Source organism: Amycolatopsis sp. NPDC048633 (genome assembly GCF_040650695.1).
Classification (GTDB): Bacteria; Actinomycetota; Actinomycetes; order Mycobacteriales; family Pseudonocardiaceae; genus Amycolatopsis.
In genome coordinates, this window is record NZ_JBEZHS010000003.1 from 308,749 (window position 1) to 325,347 (window position 16,599).

16 protein-coding genes are annotated in these 16,599 nt (G+C 68.4%); 12 read left to right on the top strand and 4 right to left on the bottom strand.

All coding sequences use genetic code 11. From position 1 onward, the window contains the following. Positions 1-66: 66 nt before the first annotated feature. The 4 genes from AB0C38_RS10100 to AB0C38_RS10115 all read left to right on the top strand — a co-directional run bounded on the left by AB0C38_RS10100 (position 67) and on the right by AB0C38_RS10115 (position 3,218). Positions 67-489 carry a hypothetical protein gene (locus AB0C38_RS10100; protein WP_360669538.1) on the top strand — a complete coding sequence of 141 codons (423 nt, stop codon included), beginning with the start codon at positions 67-69 and terminating at the stop codon, positions 487-489. Beyond that, positions 486-1,124, top strand: a complete 639-nt coding sequence (locus AB0C38_RS10105; RefSeq protein ID WP_360669541.1) for a DUF3558 family protein — start codon at positions 486-488, stop codon at positions 1,122-1,124. Before AB0C38_RS10100 ends, AB0C38_RS10105 begins: the two co-directional genes overlap by 4 nt. Further along, complete coding sequence (locus tag AB0C38_RS10110) at positions 1,124-2,419, top strand: hypothetical protein (RefSeq protein ID WP_360669544.1); 1,296 nt, start codon at positions 1,124-1,126, stop codon at positions 2,417-2,419. The genes AB0C38_RS10105 and AB0C38_RS10110 overlap by 1 nt, the downstream gene beginning before the upstream one ends. Positions 2,420-2,483: 64 nt before the next feature. After that, entirely contained in the window at positions 2,484-3,218 is a 735-nt protein-coding gene (locus AB0C38_RS10115) for an ESX secretion-associated protein EspG (RefSeq protein ID WP_360669546.1), read from the top strand. A gap of 5 nt (positions 3,219-3,223) precedes the next feature. Here AB0C38_RS10115 and AB0C38_RS10120 read toward each other — a convergent pair whose 3' ends face one another. From AB0C38_RS10120 to AB0C38_RS10135, 4 genes are all read right to left on the bottom strand, one after another. Next, positions 3,224-3,799, bottom strand: a complete 576-nt coding sequence (locus AB0C38_RS10120) for a DUF3558 family protein (protein ID WP_360669549.1) — start codon at positions 3,797-3,799, stop codon at positions 3,224-3,226. Beyond that, positions 3,792-4,778 (bottom strand): hypothetical protein, encoded by a 987-nt coding sequence (locus tag AB0C38_RS10125; RefSeq protein ID WP_360669552.1) that lies wholly within the window; start codon positions 4,776-4,778, stop codon positions 3,792-3,794. Before AB0C38_RS10125 ends, AB0C38_RS10120 begins: the two co-directional genes overlap by 8 nt. A gap of 2 nt (positions 4,779-4,780) precedes the next feature. Then, a complete protein-coding gene (locus AB0C38_RS10130; protein ID WP_360669555.1) occupies positions 4,781-5,068 on the bottom strand; it encodes a hypothetical protein in 288 nt (95 codons plus the stop codon). Between the two features lie 445 nt (positions 5,069-5,513). Beyond that, positions 5,514-5,918, bottom strand: coding sequence for an Lsr2 family protein (locus tag AB0C38_RS10135; RefSeq protein ID WP_360669963.1), 405 nt, complete (start codon positions 5,916-5,918; stop codon positions 5,514-5,516). Positions 5,919-6,495: 577 nt separating this feature from the next. On the opposite strand from AB0C38_RS10135, the gene AB0C38_RS10140 reads away from it, so the two are divergent. Genes AB0C38_RS10140 through AB0C38_RS10175 form a run of 8 tightly spaced genes read left to right on the top strand, consistent with a single transcriptional unit; the run spans position 6,496 to position 16,482 of the window. After that, entirely contained in the window at positions 6,496-8,298 is a 1,803-nt protein-coding gene (locus AB0C38_RS10140; protein WP_360669560.1) for an ATP-binding protein, read from the top strand. A 2-nt stretch (positions 8,299-8,300) separates the two neighbouring features. Beyond that, on the top strand, positions 8,301-9,161 hold the full coding sequence (locus tag AB0C38_RS10145; RefSeq protein ID WP_360669562.1) for a replication-relaxation family protein: 861 nt from the start codon (positions 8,301-8,303) through the stop codon (positions 9,159-9,161). Next, entirely contained in the window at positions 9,158-10,270 is a 1,113-nt protein-coding gene (locus tag AB0C38_RS10150) for a ParB N-terminal domain-containing protein (RefSeq protein ID WP_360669565.1), read from the top strand. The genes AB0C38_RS10145 and AB0C38_RS10150 overlap by 4 nt, the downstream gene beginning before the upstream one ends. Further along, the gene (locus tag AB0C38_RS10155; RefSeq protein WP_360669568.1) at positions 10,267-11,358 is read left to right on the top strand and encodes a DUF4417 domain-containing protein; all 1,092 of its coding nucleotides are present in this window, start codon (positions 10,267-10,269) and stop codon (positions 11,356-11,358) included. Before AB0C38_RS10150 ends, AB0C38_RS10155 begins: the two co-directional genes overlap by 4 nt. Further along, positions 11,358-11,672 (top strand): hypothetical protein, encoded by a 315-nt coding sequence (locus AB0C38_RS10160; protein WP_360669571.1) that lies wholly within the window; start codon positions 11,358-11,360, stop codon positions 11,670-11,672. The genes AB0C38_RS10155 and AB0C38_RS10160 overlap by 1 nt, the downstream gene beginning before the upstream one ends. Positions 11,673-11,684: 12 nt before the next feature. Further along, positions 11,685-14,081 carry a hypothetical protein gene (locus AB0C38_RS10165; protein ID WP_360669574.1) on the top strand — a complete coding sequence of 799 codons (2,397 nt, stop codon included), beginning with the start codon at positions 11,685-11,687 and terminating at the stop codon, positions 14,079-14,081. Next, entirely contained in the window at positions 14,081-16,033 is a 1,953-nt protein-coding gene (locus tag AB0C38_RS10170) for a hypothetical protein (protein WP_360669576.1), read from the top strand. The genes AB0C38_RS10165 and AB0C38_RS10170 overlap by 1 nt, the downstream gene beginning before the upstream one ends. Then, positions 16,030-16,482 carry a hypothetical protein gene (locus AB0C38_RS10175; protein WP_360669579.1) on the top strand — a complete coding sequence of 151 codons (453 nt, stop codon included), beginning with the start codon at positions 16,030-16,032 and terminating at the stop codon, positions 16,480-16,482. The genes AB0C38_RS10170 and AB0C38_RS10175 overlap by 4 nt, the downstream gene beginning before the upstream one ends. The last annotated feature ends 117 nt before the right edge of the window (positions 16,483-16,599 follow it).

Below are 16,599 nucleotides of genomic sequence, written 5' to 3' on the forward strand. Positions count from 1 at the left end.
ATCACCAGCTGTCGGGAGCGGGGGATCGAGGGCACGCAGCGCTGAGCGGGAGGGGTTCACGCGGCCGTGGCACAACCACACAAAGGCGTCGATCCGTGGCTGGCGGGTGTCGACGTAAACGTCAGGGACAGCGTCGGCGCTGAAGGTGCGACCGCGTCGGGTGCGGGGTTTAGCTTGTCTCCAGGTGAGGCGAAGACAGTGTTGACGCAGGCACTCAACGCTCGCGACAAGCTTCAGCAGCTTCAGCGGCAGACCGAGATTCTGAGGCAGGTCAGCCCCGCCGCACACGATCCCGCCAGCATCGCCTACAACGCTCGTCTGGCGAGCGGGCACGGTGTTTTCGACGCTGCCGGCGCGCACGTCAACGCCGAAGCCGCGTACCTGAACGAACTGATTGCGAAAATTCAGGTTGCCCTGAGCCGGGTCGGTGATCGTGATGGCGAGGTTGCTCGTGAACTCGGCTCGCCGAACGGGGGTGTGACGGGATGAACCGCCGGCGATCCGTCCTCGTGGCGCTCGGCGTTGCCGGTCTGGCGTGCGGTTGTTCACTGCAAGGCGGAACCGATGTCGCGGGAAACGCACTTCCGGCGCCGGCTGGCCAGAACGCGTCAGCACCCGGTTTGCCTTATGCCGGTGCGCCGAAGGTCAACGATCCACTGCCGGCTTCGGTGCTTTCCGGTGATCCCTGCACGGACGCCCTCACCGCGGAGCAAGTCGTCGCCGCCGTCGGGGTCAGCGTCGCAGGCGAACGTGAAGATCTGGCCCAGACCGGCCCGGCCTGTGCGTGGTCAAACCACTGGACCGGAGGCGCGGTCGGAGTTTCCTACACGGTGAACACCCATGTCGGGCTCAGCGGGGTCTACGCCAACACGCGTCCCCAGTCGGCCGTCTGGCGTGTGCTTCCGGACATTCAGGGCTTCCCGGCGGTCGCGCACGCGGGAACCAAAGGCGGCGAGATACCCATCGGTTTCTGTCAGGCAAGCATCGGTCTTGCCGACAGCGTCTCGATCGATGTGAGCCTGACGTTGGGCCAGAGCAAGCGCAACACCGAGGACGCATGCAGCCTGATCCCTCAGATCGCTGACATGACAGTCACGACACTGAGAGCGAAGGCAGGTTCGTGATGTTTCCGTTCGACCGATTGGGGACGGCTGCGCACAACGCTCTTCGCGGAGCCGAGGAAGCGGGTTCCGTGTTCGTACGGACCGTGCAGGACCCCGCCGGGTGGGCAAGTGACCTCTTTGCTGGAAACCTTGGTGTCCAGGCGATGCCGGTCCCCGCTGTCGTCGGCCATGTCATGGCCGGTGACAGCTCCAGCTGGAACGCGAGCGGCGCCGGGTCCGGCAACGTCGCCGCAGCTCATCATCAGATCGCCGCGGAACTGACCACGATGCTGAACAACCTCGAGCCGACGTGGACGGGCCGGGGAGCTGAAGGGGCGAAGCAGCGGACCAAGGCGTTCAGCGATCTGGTCGAGCGCGCGGCCAAGACGCTGGGATCGAACGGCAGTAACGTCACCGATGCCGCGTATGGCTTCGAGCTGGCGAAACGCTCGATGGAGCCGATGGGCGAACGGCCGGACAAGTCGTTCTTCGACGTCGCGACTCCGTGGGACACCGACACCGAGGATGCTATCGCGGCGTATAACGCGAAGGCGCAGAGGAACCTCGAGGTCTACAACGCCTACGTCGAGCACCTGGAGGGTCAGGGGCAAGGCTTGTCCGGCGACTACGGCGAAATCACCCCTGCGATGTCTGCTGTTTCGGATGATGCGAAACCGGTCGACGCACGTCGCGTGACCGCTGGCCAGGACGAGCGACCGATCGAGCTGCGACGGGACGACGGCAATACCCCGTCGTCGGACCGGCAACCGCTTGTCGATGTCGGTCCGAGAACGACCGTCGGAGGTCGGGGGAGCGATGCCCACGTACCCGGCGAGACCGCCGGACCCGGGGTGCACCCCGACCCGTCTGAACCTGCAGGTGTGACCAGGACAGCCGGCATGCGGGACGGGCGGACGCTCAGCGGCCTTCCGTCGACGTCGCAGATGGAGCAGATCGTTGGCAGTCCGCTCTCCCACTCGGACGGCCGGAAACTCGTCGGGTTCTCGTACTCGCCGGTCCCAGCGTCGCCGAGCCCCGGGCTGCCGAGGGGTGTCCCCGGCGAGGTCGGTAGCGCGTCACCTCGCAGGTCCCCGGGTGCCGGCGGCTGGGTTGTCGGTGGCGGTCGCGCCGCCGGACGAGCTGGGGTGGGATCTGGCGGCATCGGCCCTGCGGGGTACGGGCGTCCGGCCGATGAAGACGAAGAACACGAGCGCAAGTACGTTCGCGACGACGACAGCGTGTTCGCAGACGTCGAGGACGAACTTGTCGATCCGCGCACCGGCTTCGCGCCGGTCCCACCGACCATCGGAACCTGACGCACTTCGGGTGTACCGGCAACGGCCTTCCCCGCCTGTCGTCCTGCATCACGGAGTGTGCGACGTGGCTGTCATCGACAGACCCATCATCCTGCCCAAACTCGCCTTCTTGACCGCCTGGAGCATGGTCGAATTCGGCGAGCTGCCTCCCGCGTTCGGCACCAGCCTGCACAACTGGGCGACCGCGGACGGTCGCCGCGAGCTCGAGATCAGGGCCATGGCGGCCCTGACCGACCTCGGCTTGGCCCGCAACAACCGGCTGAACGGGTTGTGGCGGTCGACCACCGCTGTCCTCGGCTGTGCCACCCGCGAGTACTACGCCTTCAGCAACTTCGCCGACGGCCGTTCCTGCTCGGTTCTGCTGGCCGCTCGAGACGGCGACGCTGTCCGGGCGATCATCGACGACAACGTCGTAGCCCTGGAGCCTGTGCAGGACAGGTGGTTCGCTACAGCGCTGCTCGACACGCTGCCCGAGACACCCGCTGCGAAGATCCCCATCACGGTTGTCGCGAAGCCTGCGCAGAACGGCGACGGCCCATCACCGGAGCACGCGACCGGCAAGGAAGCCAGCTATCTTGACGAGGTGATGCAGCGACCGCGGCGCGCGATCCACCAGATCTATGTCGCCCGCCGTAACTCCGCCGGCGAGCGATACCGGAGCATGCCGATCACCGCGATCGATCTCGAGCAGTCCGGCCGCGTTCTCGTCTACCCCGACTCCGAAGACAACATCGTCCTGATCCCGGCAGGCGCACGTGAATTCGTCGCGACGCTGAACAACACGTACGCGGACCTGTGACGCGTTCAGCGGCGCAGGGAGGTGAGCACTCCCTCGACGAGTTGGGTCGCCTTGGCGCACGAGGTGGTGATCGGTTCGCCGCTCGGACCGTTGTACAGCGTCGCCAGGCCTTGGCTCGGCGCGATGTCGACGATCACCTGGCACGAGGTGAAGCTGCCGTCAGCTCCGGTGCTGAGCACCCATTCCCCGGCCGGGTATCCGGCCACGGTCATGGGCTTGACCTGGCTGCCGGGGCCGGTGACCAGAGGCAGGGGGCGAGCCTTGGCGTAGAAGCGGACTTCGGCTGCGGCCGAAAGAGGTGGTCCGCTGGACAGCTGGCATTCTGACTGCTCGCCCGCGCCGACGAGTACGGTCTCGTGGGCGTCCTTGCGCTGGGGGAGGCCGAGCTGCGCGGCGAGGTCGGTGGGTACTCCCGCGCATGGTGCCGCCAGGTGGGCAGCGACGTCCAGCGGTGCGGCTGTGATCGGAGGTGCCGCCGACGTGGTTGTCGTAGGTGGCGTGTCGGGCCCGGTGCAGGCGGTGGCTGTCACGGCGATCGCGATGCCGCACACCGTGGCTCGTCGGCGGATGGTGTCAGCCATCGAGGCGCCTCTGAATCGGAGTGGCCGGGCCGGTAAGGCCTGCGGGGCCGTGCTGATCGATCAGTTTTCGATGTTCCTGATCCACCTTGGAGTCGAACTCGACAACCGGCCGGTCGACGGAGGAGAAGTCCTCGTAGTGGAAGCTCGGTGAGGCAACGGTAATGCTCGGCGGTGTCGGAGCGAACAGCTCGTTCTTCTCGCCGAGCAGATCTCGCTCGGCTTCCTGCACCTTGCCCAGCGCGGTGATGATGATGTCCTGGTAGGTGGTCAGAACCTGGTCTTTGGCGGTTTTGTAGCCGGAGGCGACCTCGGCGAACTTGTCGCCGTCGACCGCCAGCTGCAGCCCTGCGGAGGACGCGCCGATGACGACGCCGGCGCTCGCGGTGAACCAGGCACCACCGGTGGCGACGCCCAGAACGGCCGAGACGACGCTCGCGCCGACGGAGATCGCGATCTTCGTGTCAGCGTCGGCGTGCTGCTGCAGCGCCTTGGCGACAGCGGCGCTGGTGGCGTCGGCGACGGCGATGTAGTCACGCCGCGCCTGCACTGACGCGGCCAGCAGGATCGCGAGCGACTCGACGGTTTTGACGAGGTAGCCGGCTTGCTGGCCGAGGAAGGCCTGGATCATCGAGATCTGATGCCGGAAGGCGTCGGCTCCGCCGCCTTCCCAGTCCTGGACCGAGTAGTCGATCTTGCGGAAAGCGTCGATGATGTCGGTGGAGGTGTCCTGGTCCAGGGCGCGGCCGACCTTCTTCATTCGCTCGAACTCGTCGACGATCTTCTGCGGATCGAGGCTGATGACCTTGTTGGCGTCGTCGAGCAGCCCGCGCAGGAGGACGGCTCCGCCGCCATTGGGGTAGGTATCCGGAGAGCCGAGCCATTTGCCGTCGGGTTGTTCGTCATCGAAGAGATCGATGAGCCGGCGGGCAGTCCGGTCGGCGGCGGAGCGCACGTCGTCATCGGTTTTCCAGTCACCCACGGCTACCCCTGCCCGTCCGCGCGGCGGTAGAGCGCGACGATGGCTTTGGCTGCTTCTGCGGTGGCATCGACAACTTCAGCGCCGTGTTTCTGCCGGGCGGCGATTTCGTCGGTGAAGCGGGCGTACGCCAATTGGAAGTCGTTGACGGCACTCAATGAGCCGGGGCCGGCGAGTCCCTCGTGCGCGTTCAGTACCGGCAGCTGAGAGCCCATGATCTCACGCAGTGCAGGAAGTGCGCTGTCGCCGACACGTTGCAACTCGTCGAGCGTGACCTTGAAGCCATTCCCCACGGGGCCTCCCCACCCTCGTACAGGTCATGTCAACTCACCATAGCTGATCGATTACGCAGTGCAAGTAGGTTGCGGCACTCGGTCAGTTTGTCCGGTTGTCGCGCTGAAACGGTTCAACAAGGCGGACGCGGAGGTGAGATTCGCGGCGCGACATGGCGCGGCTGTGCCGTGGTCGTGATGGTCTTCTTGGCCGATGTTCGGTCGTCGAGATGAGGATCCGGTTCGGCACTGATCACGAGTTCGGGAATTGGGATAGGCGTGGAGTGGTGCGAGCCGGTGACCGGTGTGCTCAACGAAGCTCGTCTACCCCGACGTCGAAGATCCGTTGGGCAACGTCTGAGGGTGAAGCGTCCTCCGTCGGCGGAGAGGGTGATGTCTCCTCGCCGCCGACGGGACGACAGCGGTGATCTCTCCCCAGTGATCTGATGGCCACCGTGTACAGCCGTCAGGCGGCCGCCTTCTTGCGCGGAGAGCGCTTTCGCGGTGTCGGTGCCGGAGCTTCCGCCTCGGCGGCCTCGGCCTGTTCGTAGGCGGCGACGACTTCGGAGGAGAGGCGCCCGCGCTCGGAGACCTCGTAGCCGTTCGCGTTGGCCCACGCACGGATCTGCTGGTTGCGCTCGCGGTCAGAAGCGGTCGGTGCCGTCGACTGGCCGGTCGCGACGCGGACCTTGCGGCCGCCGATACGGCGGCCGGCGCCGATGAACCGGGCGAGTTCGTCGCGCAGGGCGGCGGCGTTCCCGTTGGAGAGGTCGATCTCGTAGGTCACGCCGTCAAGGCCGAACTGCACGGTCTGGGCGGCGGCGCTGCCGTCGATGTCGTCGAGGATCTCGACGAGGACTTTCTGGGCCATTGAATGCTCCTCGGGTGGGTGTGTGACCAAGAACGTGCGCCATGCGGCGTTGCACAATGCGCGACGTTCTTCAATCGAGTGTATCCACACCAGTGCTAGAAAGGAAAATTCACCCCCTTCGTCGACTGCATCAAAACCGTCCGGTACTTCCCGTGACTGGTGGTGAGACCCACCAATCTTGCCGTTCATGGGAGGAGAACCCGCCGTGCACCGTCAGCTGCCGCAGCCGGACCTGCATGTGGCTCGGGCCGAACTTGTACTGGCGCGGCCGGGACATCTTCCCTTGCAGAAGCTGCCGGTCCGGCCGGACGATCCACTCCAGACACTGGCGAACGCAGTGGGTGACGTCCGAGTGGATCTCGGTGAATCCGTGCAGGTCTGTCTTGACCTCATCCCGCTGACGCCGGCGCGCATCCGGCACCTCGCTCGCCAGGCCACGTCGCATTCCAGGGGAAACGACACGAGGCCGTTCGGCGTAGTCGCCGACCTCGCCGCGGAACTGCTCGGAGAATTTTTACCGATCGCGTGTACGCAGGTCAGCGGGCGTCCACGAAATGCGACACCGTCCCCTCGACGAGTGACGAACAAGTTCGTGACCGACGAGCCGGTCTTCGCGATCCAGGTCTTGATCCGGTGTGTCTCGGAAATCCCGGGGCGTGCGCAGGCGCACCTGCGCAGCGTCATCGGGGCGTTTGACATCTTCCGTGGCGAGAACTACTGGCGCGTGCGTGGCCCGCGGCTCTTCGGCTGGCACTTCGGCGCGGACACCGTGCTGGTGCGCCGGCGCTTCGACCGGCGGTTCCGGACCGGGCTGGCGAAGCCACGGTCCGGGTCGCTCGTGACGACCGGCGAGATCGCCGGCCTGCTGAAGCCGCCGTCGGGGCGCTGTCAGTCGCCGGCGATCGCCCGCAGCCGCGGCTGGGTGCTCCCGGCACCGCGCGAAGTACCCACATACCGGCCGGGGGCAGGGCTGGTGCGGCTCGGCTACGTCACCGACGTCAACGGCGACGAGCGGCTGGTCGGCGTGCCCCTGCGGGAGCTGCTGTTCTCCGCGCGCTTCGGCAAGGCCGGCTTCGGCAAGACCGAAGAAGCCTTGGCGCAGGCCATCGAGATTGCTCGGCTCGGCGGCGGGGTCTGGTTCCTCGACCCGCACGCCGACGGTTGGAAGCGCGCCAAGCCCTACCTGTCCGACCCTGCGTTGCGAGGCCGGCTGTGGGAGGTCAACCTCGACGTCCGCGGCCGGGGCAAGCGTTTGCCCGGCTGGAATCCGCTGAGCATGCAGGGCTTCACCGAGTCCGACATCGAGGACCGCGTCGACGCGGTCGTGACCTCGTTCGCCGCAGCTCTGGGCTGGGGTGACGCGGCGCCGCGGGCGAAGTCGATCCTGACCAAGGCCTGTGAGGCCCTCTGTTACCTCGCCATGCGCGTTCCGGCCGACTGCGCGCCGACGATCTTCCAGATCCCGACGCTACTGGACGACGAATCTTGGCGAGAGTCGGTCCTGCCGGTGCTGAAGCCGAGCGTGCGCAGGTATTGGACGGACTCGTTCCCGAAGCTGGCCCCGGATGCGACGACGGTCGTCACCAACATCATCAACCGGCTCCGTACCAGTCCGACGTTGTCGGCGTTCCTTGGCTCCTCGGTGACGACCTACGACGTCCGGCGGGCGATGGACACCGGGCGGATCGTGTTCGTCTGCACCACCGGCACCGGCGAGACGAACAAGCTGATCACCTCGTTCATGATCTATGACCTGTTCCGCGCCGGCCGCTCGCGGGCGGACACCCCGGTGGAGCAACGGCGCAGGTGCGACGCGTTCGTCGACGAGCTCGCCGCGGTCGACGGCGCGTCCCGCGGCTACCTCGCCGCGATCCTCGAGCAGCTGCGCAAGTACCAGGTCGCGCTGCACGCGATGAACCAGATGCCCGACCGGCTCGCCGCGGAGACGCGGCGGGCGCTGCTGCAGAACCAGTCGCTGCTGATGACCTCCGCCGCCGCGATCGACGGCGCCCGCACTGTCGCCCGGGAGTTCGGCGGTCTGGTGCAGCCGGCGACGGTGACCGAGCTGGAGCAGTTTCACCACGTCGTCACCGTCACCCTCGGCGGGCAGCGCACGACGCCGTTCAAGATCCGTGGCCTGCACGTCGACGACGAGTTCGCCGAGCACTTCCACCCCGAGTGGAACGACGAGGTCGACCAGGCTCTCGACGCCAACCTGGCCCGCCGTCCGATTGGGGAGGTCCTCGACGAGCTCGAGGACTTGGACGACCGGATCCTGGCTGCCCTGCAGGCCGCCCAGCCGGCACCGCAGCCGCGCCGCGGGCGGCCACCGACCCGCGGCAGCGGCGCGGGCATCGACCTGACCTCGACCGTGGAGTGAGCGTGGACCTCGACGCCGTCCAGCGCGATGCCCTGACCGTCCTGTACTGGCACCGATTGGTGTCCACGGAGCAAGTCCACCGACTGGTGTCTCCGACGCTGTCCCCGGTCACCCTCCGCGCGAAGCTCGCCGGCCTGCGCCGTGCCGGATTGGCCGACCGGATCACCCGAGAACACCGCCCCCGCACGTGGCACGTCACTCCGGCGGGCGCCGAGGTCGTCGAGGCGGCTGGGTCGGTGGATGCCCGGGCTTATCGGCTGCCGGGCACCGCGGTCGCGCACCTGCTGCAGGAACACACCCTCGACGTCGTCGAGACCGGTCTCGCGTTCATCGAGACAGCTCGAGAGCGCGGCGACGAGTGTGGGCCGTTGTCCTGGACGCCGGAGGTCGCTCACCAGTTCCGTGACCGGGCGGGAGACCGGCGCGGGGTGGTGATCGCCGACGCGGTCCTGCACTACGTGCTCGAGGAGGCCGGGCGCCGGACACAGCGGACGCTGTTCGTCGAGCTGGACCGCGCGACGATGCCGGTCGCCCGGCTGGCCCGCAAGCTGGTCGGCTACATCCGCTACCACGACCACACCCCGGCCGGATCGGGCCAGCGGCTGGCCTGGCGGGAGCGGTATCCCCGGTTCCCGCGAGTTCTGATCGTCCTGTCCGGCGCCGAGCCGTCCGTGCTCGAGCGCCGGCTCGCCGACCTGCGCGCCCACGCTCAGGCTATGCCCGTCGTCAGCACCGCTGCCGGGCGCCTCGACATGGTAGCGACGACCTTGCCCCAGCTCCTAGCCGGCGGACCGCTGAAGCCGGTAGCGATGCCGCTGCTCGGCGACCCGCGGCGGGTGACCGTCTTCGGCAGGCTGTCATGACCGAGGCGCCGACCGAGGTCGTGGTGCAGTTCGGGCTGTCACCGCGGCTGCGGCAGCGCCGGTTCGCGCTACTGCCGTTGCGCGGGGAGGGCACGCCGTTCACCGACCTGCAGGGCCGGCTGCCGGGCGATGTCACCACGCCGGGCGACCTCGCGGATCTGATCTCCTCGATCGCCAATGTCGGCGTGCTGCAGCCGGTCCTGGTCGAGGAGATCGACCCAGGTGACGGGACTCATCCGGCGATGAAGCTGGCGGCAGGGGAGCGGCGGCTGCGCGCGTGCCGGTGGGGCGCGGTGAACCGGCCGGACAACCCGCACTTCGCCGCGTTGCCCGCTGTGGTCTGCCCCGGTCCGCTGTCGGACGAGGAGCGGCGGATCTGGCAGCTGGTAGAGAACCTCGCGCGGGAGAGCCTGCGGCCGGGTGAGCTCGCTGCCGCGCTGGTGCTCGACCGCTGTGCTGTCCTGCTGGGCAAGCTCCTGGCCGGGGGCCACGCGGTGCCGGCAGAGGTCTACGCGATCGACGACCCGATCGCGCGCTTCGCCGCGATGGAGCGCATCCGCGGGACCGACAAGCGTTGCTCCGCCCCATGGGCCGAGGTGCTGAGCCGGCTCGGCCTGCAGCTGAGCCCGCGCAAAGCGCGTGAGCTGGTGCGCGCCTTCGCCGAGATGCCTCGCGAGGTCGCCGAGGAGATGGACGTGGCCAAGGTGTCCCTGCACACCCGGATCCGGTTCGTCGAGCTGCGCCGTGGTCGTGAGCAGGCCGCCGCCGACATCTGGGCCTCGGTGAAGAACACCGGCCGCACCCGACTCCTTCCGTCCGCGCTCGCCGCCGCCAGCGCGAATCAGGAACTGAGTGCGGAGCAAGCCCTGGCCGAAGCCGAGCAAGTCCAGGAGCATGCCGACGCAGCTCGGGCCGACAAGCTCCGCGGGAAGCCTGAGGTGCAGGTCGCCGGTGTGGATGCCCGGCTCGTCGAGTGCGCCCTCGCTGCGCTGCGCCAGCTGCTCCTCGCCCTCGTCCAAGGCGCCGAGCTGGGCGAGCACGACCGAGGCTCGGTCGCGCTGCTGCTGGATCAGCTCGGCGACGTCATCCACACGGGAGCAGCCGCATGAGCACCTTCCTCGGCATGCCCACCGCCCCGGCCGCGCGATGCGACTGTCTGCGCTGTCCTTGGTACGTCGACGCAGAGCCTGCGGTCGCCATCGCGCCGCTGTGCTCGGGCTGCAACTCCGACTGCGCCTACTGCGGCTGCGCCCGCACGGACTGCCGGGCTTGCCCGATCCGGTGCGGTTCTCGCACCGACATCGACGCGTGGATGCGCGACGTCGGCGGCACCCTGGAATTCGACGACCTCACCGTCATCGCGCCATTGCCGGCCACGATGCCTTCGTTCGTCCCGCAGGTCGACGGGTCCAGCGTCGCCGAGCTCGACGCGGTCGTGCGGTGGCCGGCGTACGCGGTCGGGCTGCGGCGGGTGTTTTCTCCCCGCACCCACACCCTCTACCCGCGCTGGAGCGACGGCCGGACCGCCGCCGAGATCCTCGAGGTGCCACCGACGACGCTGACCGTCCTCAGTGGATACGGCGAAGACCCGCTCGTCGAAGCGTTCTGGACCGCGCGGCACCGCGACGACCTGATCGCCCGGATCGCCGCCCTGCAGTTCGGATTGGTGCTGGCGCCGAACTACTCGATCTACGGCAACTGGCCCCGCGCCGAGCACCTGATCAACATGCGCCGTTCGCTGATCATCGCCGCCGAGTTCGCCGCCGCCGGGATCCCGACCGTGCCGAACCTCTACTGGTACCGGCTCGAAGACCTGCGCCGCCTGACCGACTGGGCCGTCGAGACCGAGCCGGCTGCGGTCGCGGTCAACGTCCAGACCGTGCGGGAGAACACCAACTGGCAAAGCTGGACGTTGCCGGGCCTGCACTGGCTGGCCGAGAACCTTCCACCGACGCTGACCGTGATCCTGACCGGGCTCTCGCGGCGGGACCGGATCGAGACCGCGCTCGAGCTGCTCGGCGACCGCCTCGTCGTGATCAGCCAGAACCCGGTGCAGTACGCCTCGCACGGCGCCGTGGTGACCGCCGCCGGCCGCCAGGACGTCCATGCCCGCATCCCCGACGCCTTCGCCCACTCGGTCCGCTACATGGCTTCCCTGTTCCCGCACAAGTCCGTTGCCACTGGGGGAGGCCGCTGATGCGCTTGTGGGTCCTGCTGGGCTGGTCACCGGAGTACGGCGCCGCGGTCACCGCGGTCGCTGTCTTCGGCATAGACACTGGCGCCGAGACCGCCGAGACCTTCGTCGAGTGGATCCCGCGAGAACACGAAGCTGGCCGGATCTGGCGTGAACGCCTCGTCGGCACCAGCCCGCAGGAGGTCCTCGAGCGGATGGCGTTCTGGGCCGAGACGCTCGTCGCGTCCGCGGCGGAGGTCGAGCCGATCGTGCCGGACGCGACGCTCGAGACGGCAGTGCGGACGCAGGTCGACGACATACTCGGATCGGCACGCTAACCGGGCGCCGCGATGGGGACCAACGCGAAGACCGACCACGCCGCCTACGCCGTCGCACCGGCCGGCCCGAAAGCCTACGCGCCGATCGCCGGCGATGACGCGCTGCTGCAGCACTTCGCGGCGATCTGCGCGCACACCGAGGAGCCCGCGGACACCGCGGAGGAAAACCTGACGCTCGTCGCCGCCATCGTGCAGGGCGGCATCGACCCGGACGACCCGTACGGACCGCCGGCCATCGACATCCCCGACAACGCTGTCGAGGGCTACGGCTTGTTCTCCGCGGCGGTCGGTGCCGCGCTCGCTGCCGAGAGCCAGGTCTCCGACACCGCCGCCGGGCCCTACCACCAGCAGCTGCAGGTCCTCACGGCCGAGTACCTGGCCGGCTTGACCCCTGAGGAACTCGTCGAGATCGCCGCGGCGGCGGGGTTCGAGCAACCGAACCTCGTGGGGATCGCCGGGCAGGCGCCGCATCCGCTGGCGGTGTGGCTGGACCCCTCCACACCGGCCGACAGCGAGGCCAAGAAGAAGATCCAAGCTCTCGCCCAGGCCCGGCACGCCGCGCTGTGTGCGGGCGAGGCGGTCAACGGCAAAACCATGACCGAATGGAACATCCCGGCCGCTGTCGCGGCGCTGCCGCCCGGGTTCGAGGGCTGGCCGGCCCTTGAGGCTGACCTCGCCGAGGTGCAGACGGACTTCGACACCTTCGCCGCGATCGTCGCCAAACAAGGTTCCGCCACCTCACCGGACAAGATCGCGACGCTGCTGCACTGGGAAAACCAGATCGCCACCGCCCAAAACCCCATGCTGGCCAGCGAGTTCAGCGCCGCCACCGCTGCAGCCCGCCACCAAGTCGACCAGCTGCTCAGCACCGTTACCGCGGCTCAGCTGAGCACGGCGGTCACGACCGCGAAGCTCGGCGGAAAGATCACCGACGACCAGCTGCAGACGCTGGGCGCCCACCACGTGCTGCAGCTCCTGCGAGCCGCGACGCCGGCTGGTGAACGGGACGAGATCAGCGGCGTCGTCGCCGAGCGGTCGGCGATGCTGGCCAACTCGAAAGCCTGCGCGGGACAAGTCTCCGCCGTCCTCTCCGGACCTCTCGATCAAGCGACGGCCGGCGCCCTGGTCCAGCAGGTGCGCGCGATCGCTGAGGTCCACGCGGCCGCCGCGACCTGGAACACCCTCGATCCCGCACCGGTCCACCAAGCCGCGCTGCAAGCCGGCCAATCAAAGGTGCTCGCTTGGGCGGACGAGCAGAAGGTCATTGACCTCCGAAAGTTCGTTGTCGCCAGCGGCGTCGCGACCGCCGCGGAAGCCAGCGTCGCGACCAAAGCAACGCTCGGGAAGCTCCTGCAGGGCCACCTGAACGCGTCGACATCCGACGTCGGCACGATCAAGACCACGCTGAAAGCGAAGCAGCCGCCCGCGCCGAAACCCGCGGTCGCGTCGCCCGGGGCGGGTAAGCCGCGCAGCCGCTTCGGGATGCAGCACGCGCAGCTCGTCGCTGCCCTGCAGCACGCCCAAGCCGCACACACCGCCGTCCCCAAACCACTCGATCCCGCAGCAGTCGCCGCCTGGGACTTCGGAACGGGGGAGCCGGCGAACCTCGGTGGTACCCATCCGAAGACTCTCCACACCGGACCCGACGGCACGACCTGGATCGCCAAACGCGAGAGCAAACCCCACGCCGGCGCCATCACCCAAGCCGAGGCTGCGGCCTCAAGGCTGACGGCCCGGGCCGGGCTGCCAGCGGTGCCGGTCTACGCGACCAAGGTCGGCGGCAACCCGGTCAGCGTGCAACCTCTGCTGCCCGGGGCGAAGCCGATGTCGGGCGCGCCGGCGAGCTGGTCGCAGGCCGACGTCGACGAGGTCGTCCGGCTGCACGTCACCAGCTGGGCGCTGGGCAACCACGACCCCCACCACGGCAACGTCCTGCGCACCCCCGCCGGCGGACTGGTGCCGATCGACCTGGGCCAGGCGTTCAAGAACTTCGGCCGCGACAGACTCGCCCTCGGCTACCGGCCCAGCACCACGGCGGTCTACCACCAGATCTACGACGCCCACCTCGCCGGCCAGCTCGGCAAGGGCGTGCAGGTCAACCCGGCCGTCGCGCACTCGGTCATCCGCAGGCTCGAGTCCGTCCCTGACGCCGAGTGGCGCGCCACCCTGCACACCACCGCCTACGCCGGCGCGAGCCAGGACGTGACCTGGGTGCCGCCGATGCGCGCCCGAGCGGCAAGCACCCAAGGCATCGCCGAATCCGCGGTCACCTCGAGCCAGATCGCCGAGTCCTTTCTGGACTATGCCGTCGAGCGCAAGAAGAACCTGCGCCGCGACTTCGTGAAGTTCTTCACCGACGAGGTCAAGATCTCCTCCGCCGTGGCCCTGCAGCACCTCGGCAAGAGCTGATGGGCACCAACGCCAAAACCACCCACATCCCCTACGCGATCGCGCCATCCGACACCCCGTTCGAGGCCGAACCCGCCCCGGTCGACGACGTGCCGGAGCCCGTGTCCGTCGTCGACGAACTAGTCGAGGTCGAGCCGGGGCAGTTGCCGGTCACCCCGATCCCGCTGACTCCTGATGTCGGCCACGCCTACGGGGAGCCGGTGCTGGTCGGTGGCGCCGACCTGCTTGCCTCCACCGCCACCCTGGTCAGCTACGACAGCAGCAACGGCCCGCGGATCGTGCTGCACGCGCGCGTCGACGAGGACGCCGACGCCAAACTGCTGGACGCGCTCAACATCAGCCCCGAGATGGTCCCGATGCAGGTCGAGCAGCAGGTCACCGGCCGGCTCCCGGTCGACGAGCAGCACCATCTCGCCGAGAAGATCATCACCGCGGCCAAGAGCGTCAACCACCACATCACCAACGGCACCCTCGACGCGCAGGCTGCGGCACCGGCGACGACCGCTAAGAAGATCGACGCCGCCAAGACGGCGATCGAAGGGCTCACCGCCGATCTCGGCGACTCGCCGTCCCCGGTGGAGCAGGCCATGCTCGACTACTACGTCGGCCGGTTCGAGGCTGTGCAGCACGCTGCCGCGACCGGTACTCCGATCGACCATGTTGCGCCGTTCCTGCATGAGGGCACGGCCCTGGTCACGGTGATGGTGCCGGCGCTGCCACCCGAAGTGTCCAGCGATAGCGCGGTCGCGGTGCTGCGGGACGCCACCCGGATCAAGCCGAAGCTGGACACGACCACCGGCCAGGCCAGCTGGGACGGCGCCCGTGCGACGAACGTCCTGGGCAAGGAGTACGCCATCGACCTCGGCGACGGGTTCCAGGCCGTCTACCGCCCGTACAGCGTCAACGACCCGTCGAAGACCGAGTACTCGCTACGCGGCCGGCTCGAGGTCATCGCACCCGCAGGTGAGGACCACGGCCCCGAACTCGTCCGCCGCCTCGGACAACTGAACCTGGCCAACCGCCCCATGACCCGCGACGAGGGCGAGTACAGCTACCTGACCGCCAACGTCACCGCGCAGGGCCTGGGCAAGCACGCCGAGGTCGCGGCAGCGCGGGTGACGGGGGAGCACCTCGAGGAGATGGTCCGGCAGGAGATCTTCTACGAGCGCGCGCACGAGGCCGTCGGGATGACCGACTCCCAACTGGCCACCTTCGCCAAGGGCATTCAGCTCGAAGCCCACACCCGCGCCCTGCCCGCGAAGGTGCAGGTCCTTCGCGATGCCGTCGCCAAGGCCGCCGGCTTCGCCGACGGCTCCGCGCTGGCCGGCAGCCCCGGCTACGACCCGGCACCGCAGCGCTCGGCCGGCTGGCTGACCTGGAGCAGGTTCGATGTCGGTAACTCGTTCCCGAAGCTCAGCACCGCCGTCGCCGGCCGGTCGCTGGTGCACAAGACGTCGGCTGCCGGGCTGAAGGCGATGCTGGCCACGGGGGTGCTGGCCTCGACCGAGCGCCGCACGACGATGGGCACGCACCAGAACGTCGGCATGAGCGAAGGAGCGGACAAGCTCAGCGGCGGGGCGAGCTCGGTGTTCCTGCGCGTCCGCAAGACCTCGTCGCTCGCGTCGGAGCCGAGCCTGGTGTGGGATCAGCCGGAGCGGCTGCTCGCCCGCGCGGACTACTACGGCGCCAACGCGGACACCTTCGGCGCGATCAACCCGGTCGGCAGCCACTCGGTATCGAAGGCCACTCGCGACCCGTTCAAGATCGCGACCTTTACCAGCGCGAGCAACGAGGTCATGTTCGCCGACGGCATCGACCTGCTTGGCCCCCAAGGGCCTAGTCGGATTCTCTGCGGCAGTAAGGCTCAACGGGATGAGATCCGCACGATGCTACTGGCCAAGGGTGTCAGTGCGATCGCCGGCAAATCGATCGAGGAGGTCGTGACTGTATGACCGACAAGCACCAGTTGTCTCCAGCCCAGCTCATCACCTGCTTGAACGACTTGCTCACCGGAGGCGGCAGTGAGGCCGGGGACGAGTTGCCCGGTGCGGAACTCGTGGTGTTCGACGAGGTCGGGGAAGTGTTCCGTGCCGCTCTAGCTCGTCATGCGCGACTGGACGATGACCCTGACGTCGTCTGGATCCGCCCGATCGTCGCCGCGGCCAGCTCAGCCTCGGGCTTGCCGGCGTTCGATCTTGCGATCGTCCGCCGGCGCGCTCTACACGTCACCAACGCCCGGCAAGACGGGCGCCGAGTAGTTCTCGATCTCGCCACCGGGCAGCATGCGCACGTCCATCCCGCGCGCGATCATTGCCTGGCGGTCCTGCAGGACTTCGATACCTGGATGACGACCTTGACCGCCACACAGCGCGCCGAGGTCGACGCCCTCGACCACGACTGAGTTGAGGTTGGAGTGAGAAGATCTTTTGTCCATTTTAGAGACGGTGATTCCGGAATTGGCGCATCGCCAAAAGGGAGGCTGTAGTCTCCGGCAATCATCTCGACTGAGCAGGACGAC

Excerpts from the sequence above, each read along its gene's own strand:
- AB0C38_RS10105 (WP_360669541.1), top strand. The coding sequence starts at position 486 with ATGAACCGCCGGCGATCCGTCCTCGTGGCGCTCGGCGTTGCCGGTCTG.
- AB0C38_RS10110 (WP_360669544.1), top strand. The coding sequence starts at position 1,124 with ATGTTTCCGTTCGACCGATTGGGGACGGCTGCGCACAACGCTCTTCGC.
- AB0C38_RS10120 (WP_360669549.1), bottom strand. The coding sequence starts at position 3,799 with ATGGCTGACACCATCCGCCGACGAGCCACGGTGTGCGGCATCGCGATC.
- AB0C38_RS10135 (WP_360669963.1), bottom strand. The coding sequence starts at position 5,918 with ATGGCCCAGAAAGTCCTCGTCGAGATCCTCGACGACATCGACGGCAGC.
- AB0C38_RS10150 (WP_360669565.1), top strand. The coding sequence starts at position 9,158 with ATGACCGAGGCGCCGACCGAGGTCGTGGTGCAGTTCGGGCTGTCACCG.
- AB0C38_RS10155 (WP_360669568.1), top strand. The coding sequence starts at position 10,267 with ATGAGCACCTTCCTCGGCATGCCCACCGCCCCGGCCGCGCGATGCGAC.
- AB0C38_RS10160 (WP_360669571.1), top strand. The coding sequence starts at position 11,358 with ATGCGCTTGTGGGTCCTGCTGGGCTGGTCACCGGAGTACGGCGCCGCG.
- AB0C38_RS10165 (WP_360669574.1), top strand. The coding sequence starts at position 11,685 with ATGGGGACCAACGCGAAGACCGACCACGCCGCCTACGCCGTCGCACCG.
- AB0C38_RS10170 (WP_360669576.1), top strand. The coding sequence starts at position 14,081 with ATGGGCACCAACGCCAAAACCACCCACATCCCCTACGCGATCGCGCCA.
- AB0C38_RS10175 (WP_360669579.1), top strand. The coding sequence starts at position 16,030 with ATGACCGACAAGCACCAGTTGTCTCCAGCCCAGCTCATCACCTGCTTG.